15 protein-coding genes and 2 pseudogenes are annotated in these 16,645 nt (G+C 56.2%); 12 read left to right on the top strand and 5 right to left on the bottom strand.

What is annotated here, in order from left to right; translation table 11 throughout:
* Window positions 1-104: 104 nt before the first annotated feature.
* The 3 genes from P3G59_RS09360 (at window position 105) to P3G59_RS09350 (ending at window position 1,778) form a co-directional block, all read left to right on the top strand.
* A complete protein-coding gene (locus tag P3G59_RS09360; protein WP_007914026.1) occupies window positions 105-695 on the top strand; it encodes a cysteine hydrolase family protein in 591 nt (196 codons plus the stop codon).
* 130 nt (window positions 696-825) lie between these two features.
* Window positions 826-1,146, top strand: coding sequence for a hypothetical protein (locus P3G59_RS09355; RefSeq protein ID WP_007914024.1), 321 nt, complete (start codon window positions 826-828; stop codon window positions 1,144-1,146).
* A gap of 74 nt (window positions 1,147-1,220) precedes the next feature.
* Entirely contained in the window at window positions 1,221-1,778 is a 558-nt protein-coding gene (locus P3G59_RS09350) for a Smr/MutS family protein (RefSeq protein ID WP_038366959.1), read from the top strand.
* Between the two features lie 975 nt (window positions 1,779-2,753).
* On the opposite strand, the gene P3G59_RS09345 is transcribed toward P3G59_RS09350, so the two are convergent.
* The 3 genes from P3G59_RS09345 to P3G59_RS09335 form a co-directional block, all read right to left on the bottom strand.
* A complete protein-coding gene (locus P3G59_RS09345) occupies window positions 2,754-3,653 on the bottom strand; it encodes an MBL fold metallo-hydrolase (protein WP_277761315.1) in 900 nt (299 codons plus the stop codon).
* Between the two features lie 90 nt (window positions 3,654-3,743).
* Window positions 3,744-3,935 (bottom strand): SDR family oxidoreductase, encoded by a 192-nt coding sequence (locus P3G59_RS09340; protein ID WP_277761314.1) that lies wholly within the window; start codon window positions 3,933-3,935, stop codon window positions 3,744-3,746.
* Window positions 3,935-4,366, bottom strand: a complete 432-nt coding sequence (locus P3G59_RS09335) for an SDR family NAD(P)-dependent oxidoreductase (RefSeq protein ID WP_277762124.1) — start codon at window positions 4,364-4,366, stop codon at window positions 3,935-3,937. The genes P3G59_RS09340 and P3G59_RS09335 overlap by 1 nt, the downstream gene beginning before the upstream one ends.
* Before the next feature lie 462 nt (window positions 4,367-4,828).
* On the opposite strand from P3G59_RS09335, the pseudogene P3G59_RS09330 reads away from it, so the two are divergent.
* Both P3G59_RS09330 and P3G59_RS09325 read left to right on the top strand, forming a co-directional pair.
* Window positions 4,829-5,150 (top strand): annotated as a pseudogene (locus tag P3G59_RS09330) (transposase); the annotation flags it as partial.
* A 312-nt stretch (window positions 5,151-5,462) separates the two neighbouring features.
* Window positions 5,463-6,416, top strand: coding sequence for a fimbrial protein (locus P3G59_RS09325; protein WP_277761313.1), 954 nt, complete (start codon window positions 5,463-5,465; stop codon window positions 6,414-6,416).
* 69 nt (window positions 6,417-6,485) lie between these two features.
* On the opposite strand, the pseudogene P3G59_RS09320 reads toward P3G59_RS09325, so the two are convergent.
* Window positions 6,486-6,997, bottom strand: a pseudogene (locus tag P3G59_RS09320) (DDE-type integrase/transposase/recombinase); the annotation flags it as partial.
* 24 nt (window positions 6,998-7,021) lie between these two features.
* On the opposite strand from P3G59_RS09320, the gene P3G59_RS09315 reads away from it, so the two are divergent.
* The 3 genes from P3G59_RS09315 to P3G59_RS09305 all read left to right on the top strand — a co-directional run bounded on the left by P3G59_RS09315 (window position 7,022) and on the right by P3G59_RS09305 (window position 8,840).
* Complete coding sequence (locus P3G59_RS09315; protein ID WP_277761312.1) at window positions 7,022-7,636, top strand: tyrosine-type recombinase/integrase; 615 nt, start codon at window positions 7,022-7,024, stop codon at window positions 7,634-7,636.
* A gap of 183 nt (window positions 7,637-7,819) precedes the next feature.
* Window positions 7,820-8,365, top strand: coding sequence for a GTP cyclohydrolase I FolE (folE, locus tag P3G59_RS09310; protein ID WP_019826593.1), 546 nt, complete (start codon window positions 7,820-7,822; stop codon window positions 8,363-8,365).
* A 103-nt stretch (window positions 8,366-8,468) separates the two neighbouring features.
* Window positions 8,469-8,840 (top strand): glutathione S-transferase N-terminal domain-containing protein, encoded by a 372-nt coding sequence (locus tag P3G59_RS09305; protein WP_277761311.1) that lies wholly within the window; start codon window positions 8,469-8,471, stop codon window positions 8,838-8,840.
* Between the two features lie 79 nt (window positions 8,841-8,919).
* On the opposite strand, the gene P3G59_RS09300 is transcribed toward P3G59_RS09305, so the two are convergent.
* A complete protein-coding gene (locus P3G59_RS09300) occupies window positions 8,920-10,086 on the bottom strand; it encodes a PLP-dependent aminotransferase family protein (RefSeq protein WP_277761310.1) in 1,167 nt (388 codons plus the stop codon).
* 82 nt (window positions 10,087-10,168) lie between these two features.
* Here P3G59_RS09300 and P3G59_RS09295 point away from each other — a divergent pair, with 82 nt between their 5' ends.
* From P3G59_RS09295 to P3G59_RS09280, 4 genes are all read left to right on the top strand, one after another.
* Window positions 10,169-10,615 (top strand): MarR family transcriptional regulator, encoded by a 447-nt coding sequence (locus tag P3G59_RS09295; protein WP_277761309.1) that lies wholly within the window; start codon window positions 10,169-10,171, stop codon window positions 10,613-10,615.
* 291 nt (window positions 10,616-10,906) lie between these two features.
* Window positions 10,907-12,256, top strand: coding sequence for an NCS2 family permease (locus tag P3G59_RS09290; RefSeq protein WP_277761308.1), 1,350 nt, complete (start codon window positions 10,907-10,909; stop codon window positions 12,254-12,256).
* Window positions 12,257-12,346: 90 nt separating this feature from the next.
* Window positions 12,347-12,976 (top strand): LysE family translocator, encoded by a 630-nt coding sequence (locus P3G59_RS09285; RefSeq protein ID WP_277761307.1) that lies wholly within the window; start codon window positions 12,347-12,349, stop codon window positions 12,974-12,976.
* A gap of 127 nt (window positions 12,977-13,103) precedes the next feature.
* Window positions 13,104-16,607: a calcium-binding protein gene (locus tag P3G59_RS09280; RefSeq protein ID WP_277761306.1), complete on the top strand. Its 3,504-nt coding sequence runs from the start codon at window positions 13,104-13,106 to the stop codon at window positions 16,605-16,607.
* Window positions 16,608-16,645: the final 38 nt, after the last annotated feature.

Genomic DNA, 16,645 nt, shown 5'->3' with positions numbered 1-16,645 from the left:
CAAGGCTGCAGGCCAATAACGACGGTGCCTACGATGGTAGCGATTCACAGAACCGCTCAGCCAGAGGACAATGTCGCAAAAGCCCCACCCCAAGGAGCCCCAGAATGTCCGTTCCAAAAACGATGTTTCAACTCAGCGGTCGCGGTTACGCAGCGGCCACACTGAGCCATGCCACCGTGGTCATCATCGATGCCCAGAAAGAATATCTCAGTGGCCCGCTGGCCCTGAGCGGCATGGACGCGGCCGTCGCGAACATCAAACAAGTGGTTGCCGCAGCCCGTGCAGCCGGTCGGCCGATCGTGCACGTGCGTCATCTCGGCACCGTCGGCGGCCTGTTCGACCCGCAGGGCGAACGCGGCGAATTCATCCCGGGCCTCGAGCCACAAGGCGATGAAACCATCATCGGCAAACTGCTGCCGAGCGCCTTCCATGGCACCGAACTGCTCGACCGTTTGCAAAACCTCGGCTCGCTGGATTTGATCGTTTGCGGTTTCATGAGCCACTCCAGCGTCAGCACCACCGTACGTGCAGCGAAAAACCTGGGCTTCCGTTGCACCCTGGTGGAAGACGCCTGCGCGACCCGTGACTTGCCGTTCAAGGGCCGCGTGCTCAGCGCCGCCGTGGTGCAGGAAGCTGAGATGGCGATCATGGCGGACAACTTCGCCACCCTCGCGTTGACGCAAGACCTGATCTGATCTGCTTTGATGAGCGGCTCACGGCGCCGCTCATCCGCAAAATCCTCTCATTTGCCGCAAATGCCATAGCCTCAGGAACAACCCGGTCAACTCCCGGTCGAAGGGCCGATACCCATTGAGGAAGGTCGGAATGAAGTTATCCGATGGATTTGACGCACGCCGCTTGCGGCCCAAAGGCCAAAGCAACTGGCGTTTTCGATTTGGCGCGGCGATTGCGGCCATTCTGGCCACGTTCGGTGTGCTGCTGGCGATGGCCGGGGCCGCCAGCCTGCTCGGGCGCCCTCCGGCGCTCGGTGATTTGAACGCTACGCCGATGGGCTCGGCGATCATTCTGGCTGTCGGCTTGCTGTTTCTGTATTTCGGTGTCGCCCTGTGGCGCCGCTGCCGCCGTCGCGCACGGCAATCGCGGGAGCTGAACATGTCCCCACACCTGATGAAAAAACACGACTGACTCACCGGCCTAGCTTTTTGCCGGGCCGTTTTGTTTCGACTTGGGTAAACTGGCCGCCCTTCGCGGAGGCTGACATGCAAGACGACGATTTTTCCCTGTTCAAAAGTGCGATCCAAGGCGTCAAGCCGATCAAGCACGATCGCGCCGACACCGGCAAACCCAAGGCTGACCGCGCACAGATCGCCAAGCTGCGCCAGTCCGCCACCGTGCGTACCGACACCGCTACCGTTGATGGCCTGTCCGATCAGTTCGTGATCGACGTCGGCCCGGAAGACGAGTTGATGTGGTCCCGCGATGGCGTGCAGGAAAGTCAGATGCGCAAGCTCAAGGTCGGCCAGATCCCGTTCGAAGGCAGCCTCGACCTGCATGGCATGAGCGTGGAAAAGGCCCGCGAAACCCTCTGGGCCTTCCTTGCCGAAGCGACCAAATTCGAAATCCGCTGCGTGCGCGTCACCCACGGCAAGGCTGTGCGCCTGGACGGCAAGCGACCGATGATCAAAAGCCACGTCAACACCTGGTTGCGCCAACACGCACAGGTGCTCGGCTTCTGCTCGTGCCAGGCCAAACATGGCGGTGCCGGCGCGGTTTACGTGATGCTTAAACGCACCATGATGGAAGGCCGCGACGAATAATCCCGTTACACCGAACTTGCAGGGTTGTGTCCGCCACCGTACCCTTGCCCTTTGCGAAAATCCCCACAGGTAGTTTCATGTCCCTGGAACAGAATTACACCGCCATGTTTTGAAGTTTTTCTAGGCAGCCAGGATCATTAAAATCAATGACTTAGCTCAAATACCTGCATCGGTATCCGGAAGTGCCTGCACGCCATAACAAGGATTGGCCAGTGCTCGTGTTTGACAGCTGACAGCGTCATGAGATGACCATCTCTCGAAACCTCGGCGTTGAGCATTTTGATCGCCGCCGCGCCGTCCGCAGTTACGGGAATGTCAGTGAGCGCTAGGCCATGCCGTGATATATCTCTATACAACGTCTCCTCACTAGTCTCCCTTGGCAACCAGGCCCGCATGGTGCAATGCTTGAGAGACTTATTAGCGGAACCTACGAATTCTCTGGTTATCTTAGTTTCGTCTTGCGATGTTGCCCAAGCCATCAGGAGCGGAATCAGAGTGCTGCCTTTGGTTTGGCACCCGGCGCCATTGGGCGTCATCGTTAAATGGCGGGGAGGATAAAAGTTTGGATAACCTGAGCCTTCTCAACAGCCGTGCCACTATCAATCAGTGCATACGCCCGCTCAGAGAAGTAAGGCAGATCCGCTTTTAGGCCGTTGTGAATGGCAATGTGCAAGCTGTAGAAGTCGCAGACATCCAGCTCTCCAGAGTCGACGAGAGCAAGTAGCTCCTTCGATCTGTTAGGCGAGGCACTGCACCACAATCGAAAAGTCTCAGTGGCCTCGTGAGGTTCGCCGTCCGTCTGGGCTGCGAGGATCCTGAGTGCTGGTAATAAAGCTGTTGCTGAGGTGTCTAGGCGGTCTATGGCTAAGCTGCAGATCCTTCGGCCTTGATAACTTAAAGCCAGTAAAGGCGGCCAAACCCTCCCTGAAGATGGCGCTAGGGAGGGTTTAAACGCAAATCAGTCGATGTTACACGTCAGAATATAGGCTTCAAGTCGCGTAACGCTTGCGGCCACTCCCCTGCCCACTGGTACTCATCCCTGAGGATCTTGGCGCTGTACTCCAGGCAAATGTGCGTAGCCAGCCCGGGATAGCGCCGCTCCATCGCTGCCATGATCTGAGTACTGTCATCGGACTTTTTTAGTTCTTCGACGAACGCGATCAGATACTCCCGGGTAAACCCGATGGCATCCGGCGAGGTGAAGTCCGCAGACGGTGCATGGCCAGGCACGACTACCAGCGGAGCGAGCGCCTCCAACTGATCAAGGACATCGAACCATTCCTGTCGCATTTCCGGGGTTTTGTCATCGGCAACCCAGACATGAGCGTTGGCGAACACTGTATCCGCGGCCACCAGGGTTCTGATTGAGGGCACCCACACCACCGATTGCAAGTCGGAGTCACCGCGCAGCGGACCGATAACCTCGACCTTCTGTCCGTCGATAAGCATCAGCGGTTCTTGCAATGGATTAACGTGCACAGACTTCTTGGCGCCGTTAACGCCGAGCACTTCATTGCCCCAGTAACGAATCTTGAAGTCGAAGGCGTCATTCACCGACTGGGCGATCTCCGGAAGTGACACGACATTCGCAGTGGGAAATGCATCATGAACCACGCACAGCCCCAGGAAATGGTCTGGATGGAAGTGCGTGATATAGATGTAGGTTAGATCGCAGCCGGTCTCGAGGATGTCGGCTACTAGGCGGTGCGCATTGGACAGAGTGAATTGGGTATCGATGACCAGCGCCTCGCGCTCGCCGTAAATGATCGTCGAATTGACGCCGAAACCCATATGGGCTTCGCCGCCATTGAAGACTTTGAATTTAAGCGGAGCTGGCTTTTCTACGGTAGAAGTTTCAGGCGTGACTGACGTCATGGGCGATGCTCTCCTGCGGGTCGTGATCACACACGTGGTTGCGTGCGATAAAGTAATAAATTGTTCACAATGATGGCCAACGTTTGGTGATCAATGCGCCGTCTGGCCACCATCCACCAGATAGACCTGACCGGTCACGAAGCTGGCGGCGGGCGAACACAGGAGCAGCACCATGCCGCTCATTTCCTCCCGTTGAGCCGGTCGGCCGATTGGCCTGTTGTTCATCAAAGCCTGTTTGAAGACGGGGTCACTGAGCCAGTGCTCGGTCATCGGCGTTGCCACTAGGCCGGGAACCAAGGCTTTGCCCCTAATTCCCGCACGGGAGTAATCCAGTGCAAGCTGCACGACTTAAGCCGACCACGCCATGCTTGGCCGCCACATAGGGCGCCATGCCAGGATCCGCAAGCACACCGGCGACAGAGGCTGACGATGGCGCCGCCGCCCGTTTGCAACATGGCCTGGATGTGAAACTTCCGGCACAGGAACACGCCTTTGAGGTCGACGTTCAAGCCCCTATCAAAGTCAGTTTCACTTTGTTCGGCCAAGGGTGCGGTGGGCGGCAAAACCCCGGTGTTGTTGAACGCCGCATTAATCTTGCGGAAACGCTTTACGTCGGACATCACTAAGGCTTCGACGGAAGCGGCTTTGGAGACGTCGGTTTCAATGAACATAGCGCCCCCTCCTTGTTCTTCAATCAATTTGACAAGTGTCATCGGCGCGTAAATCGACATCGCCTAGGCGCCGTTGCTCGCAAAGGCAAGCACGGTGGCTCGACCGATACCGGTCGCGGCACCTGTGATCAACACAGTTTTGCCGGCATATTCGAAAGGGTTTGTACTCATATCTGTTCCTTGCTCTAAATGTAAGAACGCCAGAAAGTTCCACCGGGATAATGATAAGGTTTGGCGGGCTCACTGGTGGATGCATTCTAGGCATGACTGAGATTAACGGCGTCAGTCGCATGACGCCCCCTAATTTGGCGGCCTTATCCTGCAATATCGGAACTTATAGTAACTCCGCCTCGGGCACGTCGCCCAATACATATGAGGGCTGACAAGATGCTTAAAAAGCATGGATTAGAACCATGGAATTACGACACTTGAAGTACTTCGTTAGTGGTCTAATGAAACCGGACACCCATTTAGGCGAGAATGCTCGCCAGATAGAAGTGTCAGATGACCAAGCAACGTCGTTCCTTTTCCGCTGAATTCAAACGCGAAGCCGCAGCTCTCGTGCTCGATCAAGGCTAAAGCCATATCGAGGCCTGGCGGTCACTCAAGGTGGTCGATTCCGCGTTGCGTCGCAGGGTGAACCAACCCAGCAGGAGCGCAGCGGTGTTACTCCGCAGACAAAAGCGTTGACGCCCGAGCAGCAGAAGATTCAGGAGTTGGAAGCTCGGATTGCTCGCCTTGAGCAGGAGAAATCCATTTTAAAAAAGGCTACCGCGCTCTTGATGTCGGAAGAGCACGAACGCACGCGCTGATTGATCAACTGAAGATTTCTGTCGACCATCGGACAGTCACCCGCTGCAAATGTTGGCGAAACGGCTGACTGCATAACCTGGATCGTACATCCACGCCCTGGCACAAACCTTTCATCCACAGCAACTACCGTCTATCGAACGCCAAAGAGAATAAGACTTTTCTTATTTTCACAGCCAGCGCGGATCTTCAAAATTCACCTTATAGAACCACTCTTTCTCCACAAATGTAGATTACGAAGCACTACAGCGCACTTTCTCATAAGGCATTCAAAACCCAGCACTCTATACGTGTCAGAACTCCAGCGTAAAAATGAAGGTGATAATTGATGAAGGTGAAATACATCGGCCTATTGGTAGTACTGTTAAGTTGGTCAATTAATGCAGCAGCAACATGCACGTTTGACACATACAAGCAACAATCCCCCATGAATTACCAGATCCCTTCGAACCTTACAATACCCAGAGACGCTTTAAATGGAACCGTGATATTTCAGGGTGAATTTACCGTGGGAATAACTGACAGCTGGTTTAGCTGCACAACCTCTTTTTCCGCAGCCATCAAAAATAATGTGGGTACTTCAACACCGGAATCAGAACTGTTTCCGATTGGCGCTACGGGGATTGCCTGGAAACTCTATTATAGCAGCACTGGAAAAAGTCTTCGAGGATACTTAGATCCAAATAACATGTTTTCTCGTGGTAGTTACGGATTTTCCGGAACTCGTTTTCGATTGGAATTAGTCAAAGTCGGTGATGTGAAAGGGGGCACGGTTATTCCATCTGGTGTTCTCGGTTACCTACAAACTGGGGATTTATTTCCATTATCTATTCAGACGAACGGCGCCACCGTCATAACGGCCTCCTGCGAAACGCCGAATATCGATCTCCGAATGGGCACTTACACGCTCAGCGACATTGGGAGTGCACCGGGAAGCACTGCAGCGCCTGTTGCTTTTGGCATAAATTTAAATAACTGCCCGAAAGGTATTAATACCGTTAATTATAGCTTCCAGAGAGTCGGCGAGACTTATGATTACCGAAATGGCGTCATCAGATTGAATTCCAGTTCCACGGCGAAAGGTGTTGGTATTCAGATTAAACATTTCGATAACGCACCGGCTATAATCGACGGCACTTCTAAACGATCCATTGGGTTATTCGGCTCGGGCGGTGCAAGCTATACAATTCCCATGAATGCCGCATACTACCGCATACAAAATGAAGAATTAAAGCCCGGCACGGCTAATGCTGAATTGAACTTTACTATTGAATATTTATGACTGGGAGATTTTACGACTAACAAATAAAAAACAGTGCCGCCTGATTGGTTTTAGCCACAGCGTTACGCCTGACAGCGCCCAGCCCACCACTCGGCGCGCGTAAAGATCCATAACGACAGCCAGGTAATGCCATTTCCCTTGAGCCCAGATGTAGGTGATGTCGCCACACCAGACCTGATTCGGCGCCGGCACATCAAACTCTCGATTCAAGATGTTCGAGATGTCAGGCCGCTCAACCGTCGCTTGTTTGTAGGCATGTGATCCAGGTTGTTTGCTGACTAATACCATTTCCCGCATCAGACCACGCACTTTGAACCGCCCGATTTGCTCGCCGTCTTCCTGCATCATCGACACGATGCTGCGGCTACCGGCAGCGCTTCGACTTTGCGTAAACAGTTCGTTGACCCGACTGCGCAACGAAGCGGCTCAACGCTTGGAGTTCGGCGCCTGAGGCAGTGGGCGTAGTAACACGAACGAGTGGCATCAAAGACTGCGCAAAGCCAATCGACCGGCTCTTGGGCGCTCAGTTGATCAATCAACGCGTGCACTAGTGCTCTTCCGACATCAAGAGCGCGGTAGCCAATACAGAATGGCCGACGCCGGGCGTGAAGCGTGCGGCAATCCAGCGCCGGACCACGGTGTTCGGCACTGCGGTAAAAGATGGTCTGATCAACCGTAACCCGGTGGAGTCCATCGAACTGCCGGTGAAGGCCAAAAAGCCCATCGATCCGTTCACGGTTGGCGAAGCCAACCAAATCATCGACCACCTATATAAGACGCTGACCCATTCGATGCGGATCTACGCCGCGTACTTCGAGTTCGCCTTTTACACTGACATGCGCCCCAGCGAGATCGCGGCGCTGCGCTGGGAAGAGGTCGACAAGGAAAAGCGGCTGGTCAACGTGTGTCGAATCGTCGCGGACTATAAGATCGAGGAGCGTACCAAAACCCGTAACGGGCGCCAGGTCATGCTCAACAGTCGCGCACTGCACGCCATCAAGCAAGCCGAGCTGGTAGCGCAACAACGTGCCTCGCAGAGCCGGCGCAAACGCACCGAATCAGGCTACGTATTCCCACCAACGAAGAACTTCGAGTTCATTCAACAGTCGAGCGCGACCGATAAACACTTCCAGGCCGCACTGACCGAATTGGGATTCGCGCCCGCCGGCAATACAACTGCCGACACACTTACGCTACCATGTGCCTCATGGCGGGTATGAACCCTGCGTTTATTGCCACTCAGCTCGGTCATAGCGTTCAGATGTTGCTATCGACCTAAGCCCGATGGATCAACTCCAGCACTGACTGGGGTGAACTCGGAAAGCTCGAAAACAGCTTGATTGGTACAAAATTGGTACAGACAGAAACAGTACCCCTCTGAAACCCTTATGGAATCAGCCTCTGTGACACTGGAACAGAATTACACCGCGATTCTCGGCCAATTGGGCGAGGACGTGTCCCGCGAGGGCCTGCTCGACACGCCAAAGCGTGCCGCCAAAGCCATGCAGTACCTCTGCCGCGGTTATGAACAGACGCTCGAAGAGGTCACCAACGGTGCCCTGTTCAGCTCCGACAACAGCGAAATGGTGCTGGTCAAGGACATCGAGTTGTACTCGTTGTGCGAACACCACCTGCTGCCGTTCATCGGCAAGGCGCACGTCGCCTACATCCCGAGCGGCAAAGTGCTGGGCCTGTCGAAGGTCGCGCGGATCGTCGACATGTACGCCCGCCGCCTGCAGATTCAGGAAAATCTCAGCCGCCAGATCGCCGATGCGGTGATGCAAGTCACCGGCGCGCTGGGCGTTGCCGTGGTGATCGAGGCCAAGCACATGTGCATGATGATGCGCGGTGTCGAGAAACAGAATTCGTCGATGATCACCTCGGTGATGCTCGGTGAGTTCCGTGAAAACGCGGCGACCCGCAGCGAGTTTCTCAGCCTGATCAAGTAATTTGCAGCACGAAGAAAACCGGCATTCATCGCCGGTTTTTTTTCGTCCGTGAAAAATCGGGTAAGCTGCGCGCCTTTCTCAATGTGCACCGTGAGGCTTCATCGTGTTCGTCAAAGCGCTTCGTGTCGGCCTCGGCCAACTGGTTATCTTCATCGACTTCATCACCCGTCCGGGCAAGAAAAAACGCCCCGCCGCTGCTCAGGCGCAAGTGGATGCCGCCGCGAAGGATCTGACGCTGTATCAGTTCCACGCCTGCCCGTTCTGCGTGAAAACCCGTCGTACACTGCGTCGCCTGAATGTGCCAGTGGCGCTGAAGGATGCGAAGAACAATGAGCAGGATCGTCAGGCCCTGTTGGAACAAGGTGGCCGGATCAAGGTGCCTTGCCTGCGCATTGAAGAGAATGGGCAGACGACGTGGATGTATGAGTCCAAGGTGATTATTGATTATCTGGATAAGCGGTTTGCGGCGGCCTGATGATTTTGCGATAGGGCCATTACAGGCACTCAAAATCTCAGACAAAAATAAACCGGCCATCGAGCCGGTTTATTTGTTTTCAGGCCGCTTTATCCATCTGCGCCTGGCGCACCACCGCCGCCAATCGCTTCAATCCTTCATTCAGCCGCGCCGGGTCGATGTGGCTGAAATTCAAACGCAAATGCCCGTGGTGATTGTCCGGCTCCGGGAAAAACGGCTCCCCTGGCATAAACGCCACATCATTGGCCAACGCTTCATTGAGCAACGTTCGCGTGTCCAGCGGTTGCTTCAGCGTCAGCCAGAAAAACAGCCCGCCCTGTGGCATGTTCCAGTCGGCAAGATCAGCAAAGTGCGTTTCCAGCGCCGTCTGGAAGGCATCGCGCCGCTGCCGGTAGAACCCGCGCAATTGGCTCAGATGCTGCTGATACTTGTCGCTGCCGATCCATTGCAGCGCCTGCCACTGACCGATGCGGTTGGTGTGCAGATCTGCCGATTGCTTGAGTTTGAGCAGGTGCGGAAACAGATCCTTGCTGGCGATCAGATAGCCGACACGCAGACCCGGCAGCAATGTTTTCGAAACCGTACCGGTGTAGATCCAGCTGGATTTTTTCAGACGTCCGGCGATCGGTTTGGCGCTGCCGCCATCGAACGTCAGCTCGCGGTAAGGCTCATCTTCGATCAGCGTGACGCCGAACTCGTCGAGCAAAGCCGCGACCGCTGCACGCTTTTCTTCGCTGTAGCGCACGGCAGACGGGTTCTGGAACGTAGGAATCAGATAGATAAACGCCGGGCGATGTTGTTCCAGGCGCTCGCGCAACTGCGCCAGGTTCGGGCCGTCGGACTCTTGCGCTACGGTCAGGCAATCGGCGCCGAACAGCTGAAAGATTTGCAGCGCGGCGAGATAGGTCGGCGCCTCCAGCAGAATTTCCGTGCCCTGGTCGATGTACAGCTTGGCCGCCAGATCGAGGGTTTGTTGCGAACCGCTGACCACCAATACCTGGCTCGCCTCGCATTCCAGCCCCAGCGCCCTCGCCTGCGCCGCCAACGCTTCGCGCAACGCCGGCTCGCCTTCGCTCATGCCGTATTGGCCGAGTGACAGCGGCATGTCGGCCCATTCGACTTTCGGCAACATGGCTTCGGCCGGCAAGCCGCCGGCGAACGACATCACCTCCGGGCGCTGCGCTGCGGCGAGGATTTCACGGATCAAAGAACTTTTAAGGCGCGAGACACGTTTGGAAAAAGCCATGGCGGTCACCGGTAGCGAGGGATGCGAAAAATGAGTCAAACTTATTGACTGAAATTACGACAGCTTAAGCGAGTACGTCAATATGCTTGACCTTAAAAACCCATCCAGTCAGCAACAGGCGATGGAAGCGTTTTTCTTCGGCTATCAGGCGTTCACTGCGAAAGCTGATGAAATGCTCGAGCGCCGTGGCCTGTCGCGGGTGCACCAGCGCATTGTGTTTTTCATCGCGCGTTATCCGAATTTGAGCGTGAAGGAACTGCTGGGGTTGCTCGGGGTGAGCAAGCAGGCATTGAACATGCCGTTGCGGCAGTTGCAGGAAATGCATCTGGTCGACAGCGTCGCCTCGGAAGCTGACAAGCGTAAACGCCTGCTGGAGTTGACGGCGGAAGGCGCGAAGTTCGAGCAGGCGTTGCGGCGCGAGCAGGTGAAATTGCTGGAGCGGGTGTTTGCCGAGGCTGGGGAAGCGGCAGTGAACGGATGGTTGGCGGTGAATATGGCGCTGGGCAAAAGTCAGACGGCTCTCGATTGAATGGGACTGCCTCTTCGCGAGCAAGCTCGCTCCCACAGGGGAACGCATTTCGAATGTGGCAGCGAGCTTGCTGGCGAAGGGGCCGCCAGAAGCGATATATCGCGATCGACGGAACTTTCGTAAACAAAACCAAAAACAATATTTGCTTTATTTGTACACAAAAGCATAATCCACAGCGTGCGAGTTCCTGACCGCATGGTCAACAAATTCGCGTATGCCTCAAAGGGCCGCTGCCACCCCTCATGGGTCCGGCCCTGGAAATAACAATAAAACTCTTGAGGAGTACTCGCTGTGGAAAGCCGCAAATCCGAAGCATCGACGCTGGACCTCTCGCCGCCATTACGCAGTGGCTTGCTGGAACGTCTGTTTAAACTCAGCTTGCATGGCACCACGGTGAAGACCGAGCTGATTGCCGGTCTGACAACCTTCATTACCATGGCTTACATCATCTTCGTCAATCCGAACATCATGGCCGATGCCGGGATTGATCACGGTGCGGCGTTCGTCGCCACTTGTATCGCCGCTGCGCTGGGCTGCCTGTTGATGGGCCTGTACGCCAACTGGCCGGTCGGTCTGGCACCGGGCATGGGCCTCAACGCCTTCTTCACCTACACCGTGGTCGGCACCATGGGCTACAACTGGGAGACCGCGCTCGGTGCGGTGTTTGTCTCCGGTGTACTGTTCATGATCCTGACCTTTTCGCGGATTCGTGAGTGGTTGCTCAACAGTATTCCGGTCAGTCTGCGCTTTGCCATGGGCGCCGGCGTTGGTCTGTTCCTCGGACTGATCGGCTTGAAAACCGCTGGCATCGTCGTCGATAGCCCGGCCACTCTGATCAAACTCGGCTCCCTGCGCGAACCTGGCCCACTGCTCGCGGCCATCTGCTTTCTGATGATTGCGATCCTCAGCTATCACAAAGTCTTCGGCGCGATCCTCATCAGCATCATCACCGTGACCCTGGCCGGTTGGGGCCTGGGCATCGTGCATTACGAAGGAATCATGTCGACCCCGCCGAGCCTGGCGCCAACGTTCATGGCCATGAACGTCGCCGGCGTGTTCAACGTCAGCATGATCAGCGTGGTGCTGGCCTTCCTCTTTGTGCACATGTTCGACACCGCCGGCACCCTGATGGGCGTTGCCCAGCGGGCCAATCTGGTGAACGCTGACGGGCGCATCGAAAACCTCTCTCGCGCCATGAAAGCCGACAGTGCCTCCAGCGTCTTCGGCGCCGTGGTCGGTGTCCCTCCGGTAACAAGCTATGTAGAAAGTGCTGCCGGCGTGGCCGCTGGTGGTCGGACTGGTCTTACCGCAGTCACCGTAGGTGTGCTATTTATAGCGGCGATGTTCTTCGCACCGCTGGCCGGCATGATTCCCGCTTACGCCACCGCCGGTGCATTGATCTACGTGGCGATGCTGATGATGGGCGGCATGGCCCACATCGAATGGGACGAAGCCACTGACGCCATCCCGGCGATCGTCACCGCGATCATGATGCCGCAGACCTTTTCGGTGGCCGACGGTATCGCGCTGGGCTTCATCACCTACGTGGCACTGAAGGCCGGTACCGGCAAGTACAAGGAAATTTCCGTCAGCCTGTGGGTGCTCTGCGCGATCTTCATCGCCAAGTTCATCTTCTTGTAAGCGCTACGCGGTTCAAGCTTCAACACAGCCTCACCCCTTGCGGGTGGGGCTTTTGCACATTCTCGATACCAATAAAAAAGGAGCAAAGTGATGAGTCTGGAAACCTGGCTGCTGTTCAGCGGCGCGGCATTGGTGGTGATCCTCATTCCGGGACCACTGTCGCTGTTGATGATCAGCAACAGCCTGAATTACGGTTTGCGCCGCTCTTACCCGGCGTTTCTCGGCGGCGTGATTGCCTCGATCTGCTTGCTCAGTGCATCGGCCCTGGGTCTGGGCGCCCTGCTGCTGGCTTCGGAAAAACTCTTCAGTGCCCTGAAGATCGTCGGCGCACTGTACCTGTTCTACCTCGCCTGGCAGAGCTGGCAGCAATCGCGCCAGCCAGCAACCGGCGCCGAAGTACCGCAAGCGGCGCCCGCGCCACGTTTTCGGGCGCTGTTTGGCCGCGCCTTTGTGCTGGGCGCCAGCAATCCGAAAGACATCCTGTTCTTCGCGGCATTTCTGCCGCAGTTTCTCAGCGCGCAACAACCGTTCCTGCCGCAGTTGCTGGTGATGATCGCGACCTGGACGATGCTGGATCTGCTGTGCAAGCTGGCCTATGGACTTGGCGCCCACGGAGCGGCGCGTTATCTGCGCAGCGGTAAAGGCCAGAGCTGGTTCAACCGGATCAGTGCCGGTCTGTTTGGCGGTGCAGGCGCTGCCTCTTTGCTCAGCAGCCACTGATCGCTTGGCCCAAAGAGCGGGACGGGCGACATACACCGCAACAACCCACCGATGTACATCGCCTGGAAGCCAAACCTAAGATAACGACGTTATTCGCCCCATAATCTGGCAGAACAAGGATGTTCAAATGGCCACTTTTGGTCCGGGTTATTTCCCGCGACATGATCCCGTCGTCATCACCGACATAGGCTTGCAGGCCAATGCTTACACGGCCTCGACCCTCGATTTTGCCAACGCCGCTGCCGAGACAGAGCGCAAGAGCCGGCGCAGGACGCGAAGGCTGAAAAACGTCGATGCGCTGTTTGGGCCACTGCAAATTGGCTCCGTTTCGATCACCCGCGTAGCCCTTGACACCTTGGGCGCAAGCATTGCCGGCAAACGCCTGAATCGTCAGAACACCTTCTTTCGAATACCCAGGCGATCCTTCCTCCACTCGTTACAGTTCAGCTCGTTCCCCATCGAAACCTGGATGAAATCGGCAACGGTCACGCAAGGTTATCTGCTGTCGTCGCTGCTGTTCGAAATCGCCAGCCGACGTCCATTGGACGCTCCCCCCGTGCTTGGCAAACATTTCGCAGGCGATGCAGCACAAGGCGTGTATCACGCCAAACTGGCGAAACTTTTGGACTCGGCGCAGAAGCTCGATTTACGTCACGCCTCCCTGCCGAAAAACAACCTGCTCTGGGTGGCCGTCAAGAGCCATTGGATGCTCGGCTCCAGTGTCGGGATTCAGGGTTTCGGAATATTCATGGGCCTGCGCGGAGTGGTCGACGCCGTCAAAAACGACGACACCACCCTAGCCGTATTCAATGGCGCAAGCATCGCTGCAGAATTTGCTTCCATCGCCGTCGACATTGCCGTGACGCGCATCGCTACGCAAATGATCAGGGTCAGCCACCTTGCCTATCAGGATTTCGCCAAGACCCGATTCGCGGTCAGGCTCGGTCGTTCCGGCGGCTTGATCGGGGGCGCACTGACGTTGCCTTTCGATCTATACGCTGCGGTCAAATCGTTGACTGACGCTGAAAATGCAACCGGCAAAGTGGCCATGGATCATTACGTCAGCGCTGGCTTGAGCCTTACAGGTGCCGCCATGACGGTCCTGCTCGGCGCAGCCGCCATGGCTGGCTTCTCCTTCGCCGGACCGGTCGGACTCGCAGCCGGAGCGATGCTGGCCCTCGGGGCGCAAGTTTATGCCGCTGTAAGAATGGTGGACGATATTGACGACTACATCGAACTCACCACTCATGAGCGATGGCGCACAGGCTGGTTTGCGTTCTGTTTCATGGACCCTGACGATGAAGTAATGGATCGCTACACGGTTGCCAAAGCCCGGATCGAATACTCAAGACAATTGAAGGAAAACGCCAAACGCTGGCTGGATGGCGCGTTGAAGGACACCACGCAAGCCATCGTTCATGGATCCTTTGAGGTCCATCTCGAACCGACGCGCAAATGGACACGGAACTGGTGGACCAGACAATACCGATGGGAAAACCTCAAGCTGCCCCGGATTACCGGCGCAGACGACACCATTGACGCCCGCGCCGGGGTGACCGACGCCACGCCAGGCGCGCAATTGGGAACGACGGCAGCGCACAAAGGGGTCTTGTGGTTACTGGGCGACGGTAATGACTCGATCAAAGGGGTCGAGAAACAGCCGAACGCGTTCCTCTACAAGACGGGAAGAAAAGACCTGACAGGGGGGGAAAAGGACGACCGCTTCGTCTTCGAAGGAGCTGCAGACTTGCTCAAGGATCCCTCCCGAGTGGCTGACTATTCAAAGTTGAAGGGCGGTGCGGGCAACGACACGTTGTCCCTGGGTGGACTTTACAACTTGCGCGCCGCCAACCCACCCGGCTACGACATCGACTTGCCGGCGGGCACGCTCCACCTCGTGACTCCCGACTCATCGGCCGAAGATGGAAAAACCTATACGTTCCGCAGCCTGATCGAAGGCATCGAGAATGTTGAAACCGTAGCGCAAGCGGCCAGCACAGTCACCGGCACCGCCCAACGCAACATCATAAAATCCCGCGGCTTCGACACCCTCAAGGCAGGCGCCGGAGACGACCAGCTTCATTTGCTTCACCGCGGTGCGAGCGCATCAGGTGAGGCCGGAGCGGACGAGTATTTCGTGGCCCATGAGGCGGGCCGCATTTCCATTATCGAAGACGGGAAAGAGCCAAGCGTCATCGTCTTGAATTGGCGGATGGATCTGATTGAAAGCTGGATCATCGAGAAGTGCGCGCTGATCATCACGTCGACGTTCGAATTTCACGACAGCCCCAAAAGTGTGGTTGTCATCCAGGACGTCTACCAACAGGTCGGGGATGAATACCGGCTGAAGAACAACAAGCTCGAATTCATGACCAGCGATGGCTTTTACCTGGCGCCCGAGCTTCCTGAATGCCTCAACAGCCCAAGAGCCGTCGATGTCGAGGTGGTCATCACCCGACAAGGCCAAACGCAAAGACCGATCATTCTCTACGCCTCCGATTTCACTATCGCGCACAACCATGACGCCAGTTATTACCTGCCCAGAACACTGCAACACAGCAGAATCCATGCAGCAGAGCACCGCGATGCGGTCACGCGGATTTATCTGGATTACACCAGCGATGAACTGACCCGATCCGAAGCCCGTTTTCTGGCAAGAATATCGGACAAAAACCATGACCTGTTGATCGGATGTGATCTGACCTACCACTTTGGGAAAAAGACGCTGACCTTCAAACTCTTTGCCCAGGCACGGGGCGCAAACGACCCGATGAACAGCGTGAAAATCCTCAGAACCATGGCGGCGTATCCCAAGCACAAGTACGTGCTGATATTCAGCGATGGCGTCGCCTTCAATGCCCGTCTCACATCCGAAATCGACACGCCACCTGTAGCTGCGAGCTATCAGATGTACGCTTTCACAACGTGGAAAACCCGCATGTCCCTTCCATGGGAATACCGCAGCGGGCTTTACCTGTTTGAACTTGCCGAGAACGAAGCCTATCAACTGGGCGCTGCCCCGGCATGCGCTCTGCTGTCCTCCTACCCCGAGCAAACCGCCATGGAAAATCTGCTCGGGCAAGGTGCTACGTACCTGATCCATCTCGCGGCGGACATGACAATCAGGATCGCAACACCGGGCGCCATGGCCGACACCAGCCACGGATTGCGCTATTCATCCACCTGGGAATTCGACGCCAGCGCACTGGGCGATGTCGAAATCGGACTGGAAAAAAATCAACTGCAGATTGGAACGTGCACGATTCATCTGCCGAAATACGACAGTGGCGACCTTATCGACCGGGTGCGCGTCATCACCGCGAAAGGCGTTGTCCAAACTGTCAACCTCTCCGTCGACAGAATCTATTTCGACGGCCTCGATGCGAGGTTTTTCGACCCGCCGGCTCCTCAGGCGCAGGCGTTGCCCGAGGCATTTGCCGAGCTGGCCGACAAAGACGTCAAGGTCAGGAATATCGCCCTGATCGAACACCGTGCCGGAATACTCAGGTATAGCTTCATGACCCGTCGCTGGCTGCTGGACAGCGAAGTTATCGATGTTACCCAACTGAGAGTCTTGAACCGCTGCGCTCATCAAGTACCGCTTGCGTCCACCTCAAGTCAGCTCCATTAGTTCGCGCCGTTACACGCGAATACCGAAGTCCAATCCAA

The sequence above is a fragment of the Pseudomonas sp. A34-9 genome (genome assembly GCF_029543085.1).
GTDB lineage: Bacteria > Pseudomonadota > Gammaproteobacteria > Pseudomonadales > Pseudomonadaceae > Aquipseudomonas.
The sequence above is the reverse complement of the archived record's forward strand: the minus strand, read 5'-3'. Positions and strand labels throughout refer to the sequence as shown.